The sequence below is a fragment of the Streptomyces sp. TM32 genome, from assembly GCF_004122755.1.
Classification (GTDB): Bacteria; Actinomycetota; Actinomycetes; order Streptomycetales; family Streptomycetaceae; genus Streptomyces; species Streptomyces sioyaensis.
This window is the reverse complement of the sequence record NZ_SDIG01000072.1, coordinates 1-13,980: the sequence shown is the minus strand read 5'-3', so window position 1 is coordinate 13,980 and position 13,980 is coordinate 1. Positions and strand designations below refer to the sequence as shown.

Annotated in this window: 10 protein-coding genes and 1 pseudogene; 7 read left to right on the top strand and 4 right to left on the bottom strand. The window is 72.7% G+C overall.

The window, feature by feature from the left end; all coding sequences use genetic code 11:
- Window positions 1–20: 20 nt before the first annotated feature.
- Complete coding sequence (locus tag EST92_RS17505; RefSeq protein WP_129281845.1) at window positions 21–767, bottom strand: pyridoxal 5'-phosphate synthase; 747 nt, start codon at window positions 765–767, stop codon at window positions 21–23.
- A gap of 123 nt (window positions 768–890) precedes the next feature.
- Here EST92_RS17505 and EST92_RS17500 point away from each other — a divergent pair, with 123 nt between their 5' ends.
- Both EST92_RS17500 and EST92_RS17495 read left to right on the top strand, forming a co-directional pair.
- Window positions 891–1,742, top strand: coding sequence for a VOC family protein (locus EST92_RS17500; RefSeq protein ID WP_254068882.1), 852 nt, complete (start codon window positions 891–893; stop codon window positions 1,740–1,742).
- Window positions 1,743–2,066: 324 nt separating this feature from the next.
- A complete protein-coding gene (locus EST92_RS17495) occupies window positions 2,067–3,242 on the top strand; it encodes a macrolide family glycosyltransferase (protein WP_343283803.1) in 1,176 nt (391 codons plus the stop codon).
- An 87-nt stretch (window positions 3,243–3,329) separates the two neighbouring features.
- Here EST92_RS17495 and EST92_RS17490 read toward each other — a convergent pair whose 3' ends face one another.
- Window positions 3,330–4,514, bottom strand: coding sequence for an acetyl-CoA acetyltransferase (locus tag EST92_RS17490; RefSeq protein ID WP_129281844.1), 1,185 nt, complete (start codon window positions 4,512–4,514; stop codon window positions 3,330–3,332).
- Window positions 4,515–4,896: 382 nt separating this feature from the next.
- Here EST92_RS17490 and EST92_RS17485 point away from each other — a divergent pair, with 382 nt between their 5' ends.
- From EST92_RS17485 to EST92_RS17470, 4 genes are all read left to right on the top strand, one after another.
- On the top strand, window positions 4,897–6,486 hold the full coding sequence (locus EST92_RS17485; protein ID WP_129281843.1) for an IPT/TIG domain-containing protein: 1,590 nt from the start codon (window positions 4,897–4,899) through the stop codon (window positions 6,484–6,486).
- Between the two features lie 88 nt (window positions 6,487–6,574).
- Window positions 6,575–7,081, top strand: a complete 507-nt coding sequence (locus EST92_RS17480) for a hypothetical protein (RefSeq protein WP_129281842.1) — start codon at window positions 6,575–6,577, stop codon at window positions 7,079–7,081.
- A gap of 233 nt (window positions 7,082–7,314) precedes the next feature.
- Complete coding sequence (locus tag EST92_RS17475) at window positions 7,315–8,649, top strand: acyl-CoA dehydrogenase family protein (RefSeq protein ID WP_129281841.1); 1,335 nt, start codon at window positions 7,315–7,317, stop codon at window positions 8,647–8,649.
- On the top strand, window positions 8,649–9,119 hold the full coding sequence (locus EST92_RS17470; RefSeq protein WP_129281840.1) for a nitroreductase family deazaflavin-dependent oxidoreductase: 471 nt from the start codon (window positions 8,649–8,651) through the stop codon (window positions 9,117–9,119). The genes EST92_RS17475 and EST92_RS17470 overlap by 1 nt, the downstream gene beginning before the upstream one ends.
- Window positions 9,120–9,475: 356 nt before the next feature.
- Here the strand turns inward: EST92_RS17470 and EST92_RS17465 are convergent, their stop codons facing one another.
- Window positions 9,476–10,123, bottom strand: coding sequence for a TetR family transcriptional regulator (locus EST92_RS17465; RefSeq protein WP_006604963.1), 648 nt, complete (start codon window positions 10,121–10,123; stop codon window positions 9,476–9,478).
- A 927-nt stretch (window positions 10,124–11,050) separates the two neighbouring features.
- Here EST92_RS17465 and EST92_RS17460 point away from each other — a divergent pair.
- A complete protein-coding gene (locus tag EST92_RS17460) occupies window positions 11,051–13,678 on the top strand; it encodes a serine/threonine-protein kinase (RefSeq protein ID WP_129281839.1) in 2,628 nt (875 codons plus the stop codon).
- A gap of 60 nt (window positions 13,679–13,738) precedes the next feature.
- Here the strand turns inward: EST92_RS17460 and EST92_RS31820 are convergent.
- Window positions 13,739–13,980: pseudogene (locus EST92_RS31820) on the bottom strand (hypothetical protein); the annotation flags it as partial.

The window sequence follows — 13,980 nt, the reverse complement described above, 5'->3', positions numbered from 1 at the left end:
CGCCCCCGAGCCGCCGTCCCCTACGGCCAGAGCAGTTCCCGCACCCAATGCCCGCCCTCGCGGCGGTAGTTGAGTCGTACGTGCCGGCGTTGCGCGTCGCCCTGGAAGAACTCGACCTCCTCGGGGTGCAGCACATACAGCGTCCAGCTCGGCACCGGTGCATCCGGCTCGCGCCGGGCCCGCTCCCACGCGGCGTCCGAGGCACGCGCCAGCTCCCCGACCGAACCGAGCGGCTCGCTCTGCCGGCCGACCAGCGCCGCGGCCAGCGCCCCTGTGGAGCGGCGATGCAGATCGGCCGCGCTCTCCTCGGGGCCCGCCGCGGTCACCGGTCCGCGGACCCGCACCTGGCGGCCGACCGTCGCCCAGTAGAAGCCGAGCGCCGCCCGCGGCCGGGCGTCCAGCTCGCGGCCCTTGCGGCTGCCGTGGTGCGAGGCGAAGTGCCAGCCGCGCTCATCGGCGTCGTGCAGCATCAGGGTCCGGACGTTGGGGTCGCCGCCGGCGTCGGCCGTGGCCAGCGTCATGGTGTGCGGCTCGGGAACGCCTGCCTCGGCGGCCTCCCGCAGCCACTGCCGGAACAGCGGCAGCGGCTCGGCGGGGGCCGTCGCCGGGTCGAACGACGGCAGCTCGGTGTCCCAGACCCGCAGCCCGCGCAGCAGCTCACGGAAGGCGCGGGCCTCCGCATCGTCGGAGTGGTGCGTCGCCGGGCTGCCGGTGGGGCCAGTGGGGTCGGCGTCCGTGGTGTCCCGGTGCGCGGGGTGATCGCTCATGTCAGGCAGCGTACGGGGGTGGACGGGCGAAGTGCGGAGGCCATACGACGCCAACCAGGACACAAACTGTCCTCAACCCTCACCAACGTGAGCCCCGGCAGCGTCACCTGCGAAGGGGTTCCGATGAGTGAGGTCAGCACCAACCAGCCGTTCGGGACGCCGACTTGGATCGATCTCGGAGTGGCCGACCTCGACCGCGCGAAGGCGTTCTACCGCGCTTTGTTCGGCTGGGAGTACCTGCAGGTACCCACGGCACACGGGCCCCTCACCCTGTGTCTGCTGCGCGGACGGCGGGTGGCGGCGCTGCGGCCCCGGTCCGCCGCCGATGTCGAGGGCGAGTCCTGGTGGCATCCGTATCTCGCCACCGACGACTGCGACGGCGCCGTCCGGCGGATCACCGACAGCGGCGGGACCCTGCTCGCACCGCCGTCGGACTTGGCGGACCTGGCCCGTACGGCCGTTGTGGCGGACCCCGTCGGCGCCCGCTTCAGCCTCTGGCAGGGACGTGCGCTGCCGGGATGTGAGCTGGTCAACGAGCGCTGCACGCTCGTCCGCAACGATCTGTCGTCCCCGGCCCCCGAGCCCGCCCGTCGCTTCTACGCCGACGTCTTCGGCCTCACGCTCGATGGCAACGACGCCGTCCCCGACCTCGACTTCACCTTCCTGCGCCGCCCCGACGGCCATGAGATCGGCGGCGTCTTCGGCGCGCCGGACGCCCCTTCGTCCCGCTGGCAGACGGTGTTCGAGGTGGCGGACACCGATGAGCTGGTCGCCCTCGCCCGCGGTGCGGGCGGCACGGCAGACGCCCCCGAGGACGCCCCCTACGGCCGCATGGCCGCGAGCACCGACCCCTTCGGAACGGCCTTCAGCGTCATCACCCGCCCGGCGGTCCCGCCGGCCCCGTCGCCCGGCGCCGAACCGGGAAGGTTACGGGGGCAACGGGGCCCCGGACAGCAACGGAGCCCCGGACAGTAACGGGAGGATCCGGTAAGTAACGGCGGCGCCCGGTCAGTCAGTAGGTGCAGGTGCATGTCCGGCGCTCGGCGAGGGCTCGCACGGCCACGGGAGATCCGCTCCGGAAAATCCGCTCGCCCGGCCCCGCCGTGCCGGCTACGCTCTGCCCCATGAACTTCCTCCAGATCTACGGCTGATACCGCCGCGGGCGTCTCACGCCCCGGCCCGCACCCGGGTGTGCCCGACCACGCGACCGGCTTCTTGGCCGGTGCCTCAGGCCGCTCGGACCGTCGGGCTTCCGTCCCTGCCGTAGCTCTGTACCGAAGGAAGTAAGGAAGTCCTGCCATGCCCCGCACTGCCCATATCGCCATGGTCGGCACCCCCATGGTCAGCCATGTGCTGCCCGGCCTGGAGATCATCCGCGAACTGGTGGCCCGCGGTCACCGCGTGACGTACGCCAACAGCGACCACGCTGCCGGGCTGATCGCCCCCACCGGCGCCGAGTTCGTCCGCTGCACCTCCACCCTGCCGGTCGTCGACAACAACTGGCCGCAGGATCCCGTCGCCGCCGCTTCTCTCTTCCTCGACGACGCGATCGCCATGCTGCCCCAGTTGCATGCCGCGTACGACGAGGACCCCGCCGACCTCTACCTCTACGACGTCGGGGCCTACGCCGCCCGTGCGCTGGCCGAGGCGCAGGGCCGCGACCTGATCCAGCTGTCTCCGACCTTCGTGGGCTGGGAGGGGGCCCAGGAGGAGCTCGGCGCGGCGTTCACCGGGCAGCCGGGTGCCGATGCCTACCAGGCACGATTCGCCGCCTGGCTCGCGCGGTGCGGCGCGCTCACCACGGACGTGGCCGAGTTCTCCGGCCGGCCGCCCCGGGCGCTGGCGGTGATCCCGCGGGCCATGCAGCCGCATGCGGACCGCGTCGACGCGGACGCGGTGACCTTCGTCGGGCCGTGTCACGGGGACCGGGCGGAACAGGGCGGCTGGACGCGGCCGGCCGGCGCCGGGAAGGTGCTGCTGGTGTCGCTGGGCTCGGCGTACACCCGGCAGCCGGAGTTCTACCGGCGGTGCGTGGCGGCGTTCGGGGAACTGCCGGGGTGGCATGTGGTGTTGCAGATCGGCAAGCACACCGATCCGGCGGAGCTGGGGCCCGACGTCCCCGCGAACATCGAAGTGCGTTCTTGGGTACCGCAGTTGGCGATTCTGGAGCAGGCGGATGCGTTTGTGACGCACGCGGGGATGGGCGGCAGCTCCGAGGGGCTGTATTCCGGTGTGCCGATGATCGCCGTCCCGCAGGGCGCCGAGCAGTTCCTCAACGCCGACCGGCTGGTGGAACTGGGCGTCGCCCGCCGGCTCGACACCGCGGACGCCACGGCACAGGCGTTGCGCGAGGCGCTGGCGGAACTCACCACCGATCCGCAGGTCGCCGCACGCTCGGCCGCGCTGCGGGCCGAGGTCCGTGCGGAGGGCGGTGCCCGCAGGGCCGCCGACCTGATCGAGGAGCGCCTGGGCTGACGCTCCGAGGGCCGGACCCGGGCCCGGGGCCCCACCGGCTCGTCCACCCGGCCCCCGGTCCACCGCCTGGCCCGGGGGCCGCACCCCTCACTCCCGTCCCAGCACCACCGTCCCCGACGAACAGAACCAGCCGCCGGTGCCCGACGCGACCGCGAGCCGGGGCAGCGCGCCGTCGGCCTTGTGGACCTGGCGGTCCCAGCCGGCCTCGCCCCGCAGCTGGCGTACCGCCTCGACCAGCAGGAACAGCCCCCGCATACCGGGGTGGCAGGCGGACAGGCCGCCGCCGTCGGTGTTGACCGGCAGGTCCCCGTCCCGCAGCAGCCGTCCTGTCCCGACGAACGCACCGCCCTCGCCCTTGGCGCAGAACCCGAGGTCCTCCAGCGTCACCAGGGTCATATAGGTGAAGGCGTCGTAGAGCTCGGCGAGATCGATCTCGTCGGGGCGGATCCCGGCCCGTTCGAACGCCAGCCGGCCGGAGACCGCCGCGGGGGAGACGGTGAAGTCGTCCCACTCCGACATGGTGGTGTGCGAGACCGCGGTACCGGAACCGAGCACCCACACCGGCGGCTTGGCGAGGTCCGGGACGCGGTCCTCGGCGACGAGCAGGACCGCACAGCCGCCGTCGGAGCGGATACAGCAGTGCAGGGTGGTGAACGGGTCGGCGATCACCGGGCCGCCGAGGACGTCGTCGACGGTGATCGGATCGCGGTACATGGCCTCCGGGTTGGCCGCCGCATTGGCCCGCGTCTGGACCGCTACCTGGGCCAACTGCTCCAGTGTGGTCCCGTATCGGTGCATATGGCGGCGGGCGGCCATGGCGTATTTGGCGATCAGGGTGTGCCCGTAGGGGACCTCGAACTGCAGTGGGCCGCGGGAGCCGAAGGAGAGGTTCGAGGTGCGGCGCCCGGACTTGATGTCGGCGCGGGCGGTGGAGCCGTAGACGAGGAGCACCGCGTCGGCGTGGCCGGCGGCGATCGCCTCGGCGGCGTGCGCGGCCAGCACCTCCCAGGTGGCGCCGCCGACCGAGGTCGAGTCGACCCAGGTGGGGCGCAGTCCCAGATATTCGGCGACCTCGATGGGGGCGAGGGTGCCCAGCCCGGCCGAGGCGAAGCCGTCGATCACCGAGCGGTCCAGGCCGCTGTCGGCGAGCGCCCGGCGGGCGGCCTGGGCGTGCAGGGCGTACGGGGTGGCGTCGTCCACGCGTCCGCAGTCGGACAGGGCAACTCCGGCGACAGCGACCTTGCGATGCCCGTAAGGGGCCCCTGAAGTCATGGATCTGACGGTACATCAGGTTTGGCGGAGAGGGCAGGGCGCGGGGCGGCGGCCGGCAGCCCCGTCCGCCCGGTGGATCGCGACCGGATCCGCCCACCCTCCCCGTCCCTTAAAGCGATTATCGGAGATACCGTGCGACCTTTAAATGCTTTCCTGGGGAGGGTATTCTCCGTTTGCCTGTGTGTTTCACCGGCGATTCACCGCCGGTTGGCTGCTCGCTGTTTGCCCATGCGGCGGAGCAGACATTTCCACGTGCGGGACAAAGATCGTCCCGCCTTCTTCGGGGAGTGTCATGTTCGCCTTGGATTCACCATCTCCGGAGCCTGCCCGGGCACCCCACTCCGCATTAAACGAGGCGTTTGTTGCGGGTGCTGTTATTCCCGTGGGGAACACCCCGCAGGGAATTACCCTCACCCCGGACGGGGCCCGCGCCTATGTGGCCGACCGGGGCTCGAACACGGTGAGTGTGATCGACACCGCCACGGACACCGTGATCGACACCCTCAGCACGGGAGCCGGTCCCACCGACGTGGCGATCAGTCCCGACGGCACCCGCGCCTATGTGGCCGTCTTCGACGACGGTCTGGTCAGCGTGTTCGACCTCGCCTCGGACACCCTCGTCACGGACATCCCCGTAGGGGCCGGGGCGACGATGGCGGCGGTCACCCCGGACGGGACGCGTGTTTACGTGACGCGGCAGACCACCGACACGGTGAGTGTGATCGACACCGCCAGCAATACCGTCACCGACACCGTCACCGTCGGAACCGGGCCGACCGGCGTGGTCATCACCCCGGACGGGACCCGCGCCTACGTGGCGAGCTTCTCGGGTTCCGTCAGCGCGATCGACACCGCCACGAACACCGTGATCGCCACGATCCTCGCCGGCGACGTTCCCATCCTGCTGGCGGTCAGCTCCGACGGGGCTCTCGTCTACGTCACGAACGCCGGCAGTTCCTCGGTGAGTGTGATCGACACCGCCACGAACATCACCACCGACAACATCGGCGTCAGCGCCCAGCCGCGCTTCCCGGCGCTGAGCCCCGACGGCGCCCATCTGTACGTGCCGAATTCCGGGCCGGACACGGTGAGTGTGATCGACACCGCCACCCGCACCGTCGTCGAGAACATCGGTGCGGGAGACGGCCCCACCGGCATCGCCGTCGTCCCCGCCGGGACACGCGCCTATGTGGGCAATGCCGATGCCGGCACCGTCGACGTCATGGGGACGACCGTGATCCCCGACCAGGGGCCCATGGCAGGCGGAACCACCGTGACGCTGACCGGTCATCACCTGGCCAATGCCACCGCCGTGCACTTCGGCACCGCCCAGGCCGTCATCACCGCCAACACGGCGACATCGGTGACCGTCATCGCTCCCGCCGGCGCCGGTGTCGTCCCCGTGACGGTCACCACCGCGGGCGGTACCGGCACCCTCGGGGCCTTCTACTACATGCCGGTGCCGGCCCTCACCGGCATCAGCCCCGACGCCGGCCCCGTCCCGGGCAGCGACCAGGAGATCGTCATCACCGGCCGCAACCTCGCCGGAGCGATCGACGTGTACTTCGGCACCACCCGCGCCGTCATCCAGAGCGTCTCCGACACCCAGGTCACCGTCAGAGCCGCCGGTGCCCCGGCCCCGGGTGCCGTCGCCGTCACCGTGAAGACCAGCGGCGGAAGCGCGGACGGGCTGTTCTACACCTACGTCGACCGGTCCACCATCACGGACGTCAGCCCCGGTTCGGGACCGATCACCGGCGGTACCGGGGTGACGATCACCGGCACCGGCCTGACCTACACCGAACAGGTCGCCTTCCACGGCACTCCGGCGCCCTTCTCGGTCATCTCCGACACCACCGTGACCGCCGTGTCCCCGCCCAGCGCCACCGAGGGCACCTTCGACGTCACCGTCACCACGCCCGGCGGCACCTCATCGGGATCGTTCACCTACGTCGCCCCGCCCGGCATCTGACCCGGCCGCGCGCCGCCGGCCGGGCACGAGAGCCCCTTCATGCAAACCCAGCCAAGTGCATTTCCCTTCCAGTCCCACAGGAGAAATCGTGCGTCACTTCAACGTCAAGCGCATCGCGCTGAGCGCGGCCACCGGAATCGCGGCCCTTCTTTTCTTCCCGCACCCGGCGGCGGCCGCCGCCGGAACCGGTGGCGATGGCTACCCGAGAGAGGAAGTATTCCAGCTGACCGCGCAGCAGACTCAGTCCTCTTTTATCGATGTGGACGGGTCGTCCGGGCCCAGTCAGGGGGATGAATTCGTCATCAGCGGGAATCTCTTGCGCAGCAGCGTCACGATCGGCACCTACAGCGAGGTCTGCACGCTGACCCGCACCGCCCCCGCCGATGAGTTCGACCTCCAGTGCGCGGTGGATCTCGCCCTTCCCCTGGGACAGCTCACCGTCGAGGGCCGGTTCACCGTCACGAGTGCCGGCCCGGGCAACATCGACCTCGCGATCACCGGAGGCACCGGGCGCTTCCGCACCGCGCACGGCACCGTCCACGGCGACCGGGTCAGCGACACGGAAACGCTGATCACCGTGCATCTGATCCGCTGACCGGGCGGACCGTGCCCGAGGGCGGCCCCAGGTGACTCCGGGGCCGCCCACGGGAGTTCGAGGGGCCGGGCCGCGGCGACGTGCGCCCGGCCCCGGCGTGCGCCCGGCCGGACGTTGCGGAATCGCCCTAGGAAAGTGCACCGTCCGTCCCTACTATGACGGCCCGTCAGATCGGAAGCCGGCGGCCCGTCGGACCGGACGGGTGTTGTCGCACGGCCGGGAGGAGCCCGCCGATGGATGCCGCGTTCACCGAGGAGCAGCACGAAATCCGCCGTACGCTGCGCGAACTGCTGCTCAAGCGCTGCGGTCCGGACGGGGTCAAGGCGGCGGTGCGCACCCCACCGGGGTACGACCAGGAGCTGTGGCGGGAGCTCGCCGGCCGGCTCGGGCTGCCCGGCCTGGCGCTGCCGGCCGCGTACGGAGGGGTGGGCTGCGGGCCCACCGAACTCGCCCTGGCCTGCGAAGAAACCGGCCGCGCCGTCCTTCCTTCGCCGCTGATCGCCACCGCCGCGCTGGCCGCCCCGCTGATCCTCGCGCTGGGCAGTGCGCGGCAGCGCGAGGAACTGCTGCCGGCCCTCGCCACCGGGGAGCTGACCGGCACCCTGGTGGTACCGGGCGGGCAGCTGGCCACCGCGCTGGCGCTGACCGGGCCGAACGACGGCGACTGGGCGGGCGGCGGCCGGGCCGGCGGGATCCAGGCGCGGCCGGCCGACGACGGCTGGCGGCTGTACGGCGAGGCCGGGCAGGTGCTGGCCGGGCACACCGCGGAGGTGCTGGTGGTGGCCGCCCACGCCGGTGGGTTCGCGCGCAGCCGCACCCTGCTCTTCCTCGTCCGGGCCGCGGCGGCGGACGGGCCGGGCAGGCGGAGGGACGGCGGGCCCGGCGTGCCGGGTCTGCTGCGTACCCGGCAGACCGTGCTGGACGAGACCCGTGCGCAGGCGCGCCTCGAACTGCGCGAGGTGCCCGCTGAGTTGCTGGGGGAGGGGGACGGCGCGGGGGGAGCGGTGACCGCGGCGCTCGCCGCGGCCGGGGTGGTGGCCGCCGCGGCGCTGGCCACCGAGGCGGTCGGAGCGGCCGACGCCGCGCTGAGCCGCACCGTCGCCTACGTCAAGGAGCGCAAGCAGTTCGGCCGGCCGATCGGCTCCTTCCAGGCCGTCCAGCACCGGCTCGCCGACCTGTACGTGCGGCTGCAGGCGGCGCGCTCGGCGGCGTACTACGCGGCGTGGTCGGCGGGCGGCAACGGAGCCGGTGGCGCGGGGACGGACGGTGCGGCCGAGCCCGGGGCGGCGGCGCTGGCGCTCGCCCAGGCGCTGGAGACGCTGCGTACGGTGGCGGCCGAGGCAGTGCAGCTGCACGGCGGGATCGGCTTCACCTGGGAGCACGAGGCGCAGCTGTACTTCAAGCGCGCGGCCTGCGACGAGCTGCTGCTGGGCCCCGTGCACCGGCTGCGGGCGCGGGCCGCCGAGGAGGCGGGGCTGTTCGCGGGCGCCGGCGGCGGGCCGGGCCGCGGCGGCGCGGCGGCCGGCGGGGCGGCGGCGGTGCGCGCGTCCGAGGCGGTGGACGTCTGATGCCGTCGGGTGAGCGGCTGCTCCAGAGGCTCTCCGCGACCCGTACGTTCGCCCGGATCGCGCCGCACGTCGTCCCCGGGCTGGACCGCGCGGTGCACCGGCTGACCCGTGGAAAGGTGCTGCTCAGCGCCCGGATGCTGCCCGGGGTGATCCTGACTGCGACCGGCGCCAGGAGCGGGCAGCCGCGGCGTACTCCGCTGGCGTGCCTGCCACAGGAGGACGGCAGCTGGATCGTGGTCGGCAGCAATTTCGGGCGGCCGGGGCATCCGGCCTGGACCGGAAACCTCCTCAAGAACCCGGAGGCCGAAGTGAGTTGGCGGGGCCGGGACATTCCGGTGCGGGCCCGCCTGCTGACCGGCGGGGAGCGGGCGCGGGCCTGGCGGACGGCGCTGGCGTTCTGGCCGCCGTACGCCGCGTACCAGGCGCGGGTGGCCCGGGAGATCCGGCTGTTCCGGCTGGAACGGCGCTGAGTGAGCGGGTGTGCGGGGCGGTGGGCGAGCCGGTGTGCGGGGCGCCGGGGTGCGGCGCCCGGGTGCGGCGGTGGTGTCGCGCCCAGCCGGTCCGGGAGCGTTGGACGGCAGCGGGAGCAGACGGCAGCGGGAGCAGACGGCAGCGGGCGCAGACGGCAGCGGGCGCCGCGGCGGACCCCTGGGGGGCCACCGCGGCGCCCGCTGCGTGTGTCATACAGCTATGGCAGGACGGATACAGGACCGACGGCGAACCGTCCCGGGAACACCGGGACTTCGGGGCGCAGCGGATTCTTCGGCCGCTTCCCCGGCTGCTGTCTCGGATGCTTCGTCAGGCGGCCGGATTCAAAAAGGCGACGTTATTTGGTCGGCTTCTTTCCGGTGACGCCGAAGTGCACCAGCAGCGCCAGGTTCGGCTTGAGCTCGGCCTGCTTCACGCCCCAGCTCTGGAAACCCTTCTGGTGCCCGGCGACCGCCGCCAGCATCGCGACGAGCGAGCCGGCCATGGCGGGCGCGCTCACGTCCTTGTCGACCTTGTTCTTGCTCTGGAGATCCTTGATGGAGTCCGTAAGAGAATTGGTGACGGCATTGAGGATCTTCATGCGGATCTTGTAGAACCGCTTGTCACCCTCGGCCGCGCCCAGGTCGACGACGCGCAGAATCGCGTCGTGCCTGCGCCAGAAGGAGAGGAAGCCCTCGACCAGTTCTTCCGCGGTCTGCCAGCCGGACTTGCCCACCCAGGAGCGTTCGGCGACAAGATCGGTCAGAGTGGCGCCTTCTTTGGCCATCTCCTCGGCGATTTCGAGGACAGCGCCCTCGACGTCCGGGAAGTACTGATAGAACGTAGCGGGTGAAGTCCCCGCTTTTCGGGCTACATCGATGACCTTGACGTCCCGATAGGGGGACGAACTGAGCATTTCGCTGAGGCAGTCGAGAAGCTTTTGCCGCGTCGCCTGTCCGCGGCGGCCGGCAACTCTGCCGTCGACGGTTCGCACTTGTCCTGTCATGCCGTCAGCTTACCGAGGGGTGATCGGAGCGCGATTTGGCTGCCTGCAAATGGGGATGGGGGAGTTCGGGTTGCGCGGCCCGCCCTTCTGTGCGGGTGGCGGGTCCGCCCGGGGCCGCGGCCCGCACGGCCCCGCTTGGCCCGAAGCGGTGAACGGTCTTATCAACAGGCTGTGGACAACTTTGGTGGATAAGTGGTCCCTCTCCGTGCCGCAAGTGCATTGTGGTGGCCGTCAGTTGAACTTCCGCCCTGTGCGCCGCGTGTCGTCGGCGTCCCCGTTCCGGTCGCTGGGTATCGATCAGATATTCGAATCCTCGCCGGGCGGACCGGATGAACCGCGGCTAGCGTGGGCATACGGCCCAGGCGGCGGCCGCTGTGTGCTGTCTCACGGGCCTCATGGCGCCGCGCCGGGGGGTCGGGGCGCCGAAATGACCTTCGAACGCGCAGAATTGAACCGCAGGGCCGGGAGTGGGAGCGGGGAGGGCGGGACCGGTGGGGGATCGGGGTGCGCAGTCGGTGCAAGGGCATGGTTTCGGCCACCTCGGACATCGGATGCCGGGGAGTGTGAACCGCTCCCCCGATACGCCCGTCAAACGGAATGGTGAACGTCCCTATGTCGGGCGGCGCCGTGCGAAGAACGTCCATAACCGATGGGTAACCCCTGGGTCAACAGCCCGTCGACGGACGTATCGGCGCACGTCAGGCGGGGTTGGGTTACGTCGGGTAACGGACCCGGTGCGGACTACGGGGGGTATGCCGTGACACGGCGGACAGGCCCCGGGTTCGCAACCGTCGGCTCGGCCAGGAAGAATCAGCACGCGTACGGCCGTTTCGGCCAGGCGGTGAGACGCTGCACGGGGCAGTGGCTCTCGGCGGCTCGTGGCTTTTGAGAGTCTCTTTTTACGCCCCACGGGGAGGTGGCAGGCAAGTGGTGGAGCAGCTGAAGCAGCTGACGCAGCACGATCCCCGGCGGATCGGCCCGTTCGAGGTGCTCGGCCGTCTCGGGGCCGGCGGCATGGGACTGGTCTATCTGGCGCGCTCGGCATCCGGCCGGCGCGTGGCGATCAAGACCGTGCGGACCGAGCTCGCCGAGGACCAGCTGTTCCGGGTCCGCTTCACACGCGAGGTCGAGGCGGCCCGCGCGGTCAGCGGCTTCTACACCGCGGCCGTCGTGGACGCCGACCCGCGCGCCGCGGTGCCGTGGCTCGCGACGGCCTATGTGCCCGCGCCCTCCCTGGAGGAAATAGTCAATGAGTGCGGGCCGCTCCCGGCCCAGGCGGTGCGCTGGCTGGCGGCCGGTATCGCCGAGGCGCTGCAGTCCATCCACGGCGCGGGCCTGGTGCACCGTGACCTGAAGCCGTCGAACGTCCTGGTCGTCGAGGACGGCCCGCGGGTGATCGACTTCGGTATCGCCTCCGGGGTGTCCAACACGCGGCTCACGATGACCAACGTGGCCGTCGGCACGCCCGCCTACATGTCGCCCGAGCAGGCGCGTGACTCGCGCAGCGTGACGGGCGCGAGCGATGTCTTCTCCCTCGGCTCCACGCTGGTCTTCGCCGCTACGGGGCATGCGCCGTTCCACGGTGCCAACCCGGTCGAGACCGTCTTCATGCTGCTGCGGGAGGGCCCCGACCTGGCCGGCCTGCCGGACGAACTGCTTCCGCTCATGGAGTCCTGTATGCAGATGGAGGCCGGCCAGCGGCCGTCCCCCGCCGATCTGCAGTCCCAGCTCGCACCGCATCTCTTCGGCTCCGGCAGCGACGACAGCGGTACCGCCTCCGCGTGGCTGCCGCCCGGAGCGGTGGCGCTCATCGAGGGCCGGCGCGGCGGCCGCACCGCCGTACCCACCAACGGTCAGCGGGCCGGTTCCGCCCGCGCCGCGGGCCGGCCGGCCCCGGCCGCGCCGCCGGCCCCGCCCGTGTCGCCCCCGATGCCCGCGGCACAGCCCGTCCCGGCGCCGCCGCGGCCCGAGAGCGCCCCCGTCGGCGCGGAGTCCGGCTGGGGCGGCCAGGTCGGCGCGGGCCCCGGCGCGCACCGCGTCAGCGACCCGCGCGGCGCCCACCCCGGCCCGATGCCGCAGGCCGCGGTGCTCGGCGCGGACGCCCCGGCCCGGGTGACCCCGGCCTCCGCGGCGCCGCCCGCCGGTGCGCTGTCCGCCGCCCCGCCGGCCGCCCCCGCGGACGGCGCGGCCGGACCCGTACGCCTCGGCGGTTCGCCCTCCCCGATAGGGCCGGGGCCGCGCGCCGACTCCCCGGGCCCGCAGCCGCGCGGGCAGGCCGGTGCCGCCACGAACTGGGTGCGTCCGCCCGGTGCCGCCACGACCGGTGTGCCGCCGCAGGGGCAGGCCCCCGCCGCGGCAGGGGAGGGGCCGGGGCGCGGTGAGGCCGCGCCGCCCGCGCCGCCCGAGGCACCGCCCGCCGAGCCGGGCCGCTGGCGCCCCTGGCGGTTCCGGATGTCGAACGACGTCTGGGGCACCCCGGCCGTCGCCGATGATCTGCTGTACGTCACGTCCTTCGAGGTGCATGCGCTCGATGTGGCCAGCGGACGCCGCAAGTTCAAGACCCGTGACGTCGCCTGGGCGATGGCGGTCGCGGACGGCCGGATCCATGCCTCGGACGGCCCGAGCCTGTACGCGCTGGACGCCGAGGACGGCAGCGACCGCTGGCGGCTGAACACCGAGGGCTGGGTCTATGCCCTGGAGGTCGACCGCGGAACGGTCGTCACCAGCACCCGCGGCGGCGGCATCCAGGCATGGGAGGCCGGCACCGGCGAACTGCTGTGGGAGGCCGGCGGCCTGCAGACCGACTTCGAGAGCGCCGAGGCCGGGCCCGTGCTGCACGACGGCACGGTCTACGTCTGGGCCGACGCGCGGCTGAAGGCGCTGGAGGCGCGGACCGGCGCCGAACGCTGGTCGTATCCGATCGGCGACGCGGCGGCCTGCGGCGGGGTGCCGATGCGGCTGCTGCCGGCGTCGGACGGCGCGGTCTACGTGGTCGCCGGCACCCGGGTGCTGGCGCTCGACAGCGCACGCGGCGATGTGCGCTGGCACTTCGAGGCGCCCGCCGCTTTCCTGAGCCCGCCCGCCTTCGCGCCCGGACCGGCCGTCACCGGCGGCGGGGTCTATCTGGCGGACTACCTCGGCACGGTCTATGCGCTGGACGCGGCGGACGGCCGCGACCGCTGGCGGATCGCCACCGAGGCGCGGCAGTCCGGCGAACCGGTGCTGGTCGCACACGGTGCGGTCCATCTGGGCAGCGGCAAGGCGCTCTACACCCTGGACGCGGTCACCGGCACCCCGCGCTGGCGGTTCCAGGCCGGCGCCGAGGTCGTCGGCGCCCCGGTCGTCGCGGAGGGCCGGGTGCACTTCGGCTCGGCCGACCACTGCCTCTACACGCTCGACGCGATGGGCGGCCAGCTGCGCTGGAAGCTGGAGACCGGCGGCGAGATCACCGGCTCCCCGGTGGCGGTCGGCGGCGTGGTGTACGCGTGCAGCAAGGACCGTTGTGTGTACGCGCTGGACGCGGCCAAGGGGACGGGCCTGGCGCGGCGGTCGTGACGGGCGGTGACCGGCAGCCCTGAGGTGCCGCGCGTGGCACCGCCGTAGGGGCCAGGGCGTCTACTCCCGCTCCTCCGGGGGCCGTTCGGGTTCCTGCCGCCGTGGGGGCGCTTCCGGTTCCTGGCGTCGCGGCGGCTGTTCGGGTTCCTGGTGGCGCGGCTGCCGCTGCTCCCTGCCCCACTCCACGGGAGGCGTGGGGGGCTGCTGATGGGCCGGCATGGTCGGCGGGGGCGGCACCACCGGGTGCCGCTGCGGGAGGAGACAGCCGCTGGCCGTCGCGGCCGTGACCAGTACCAGGGCGG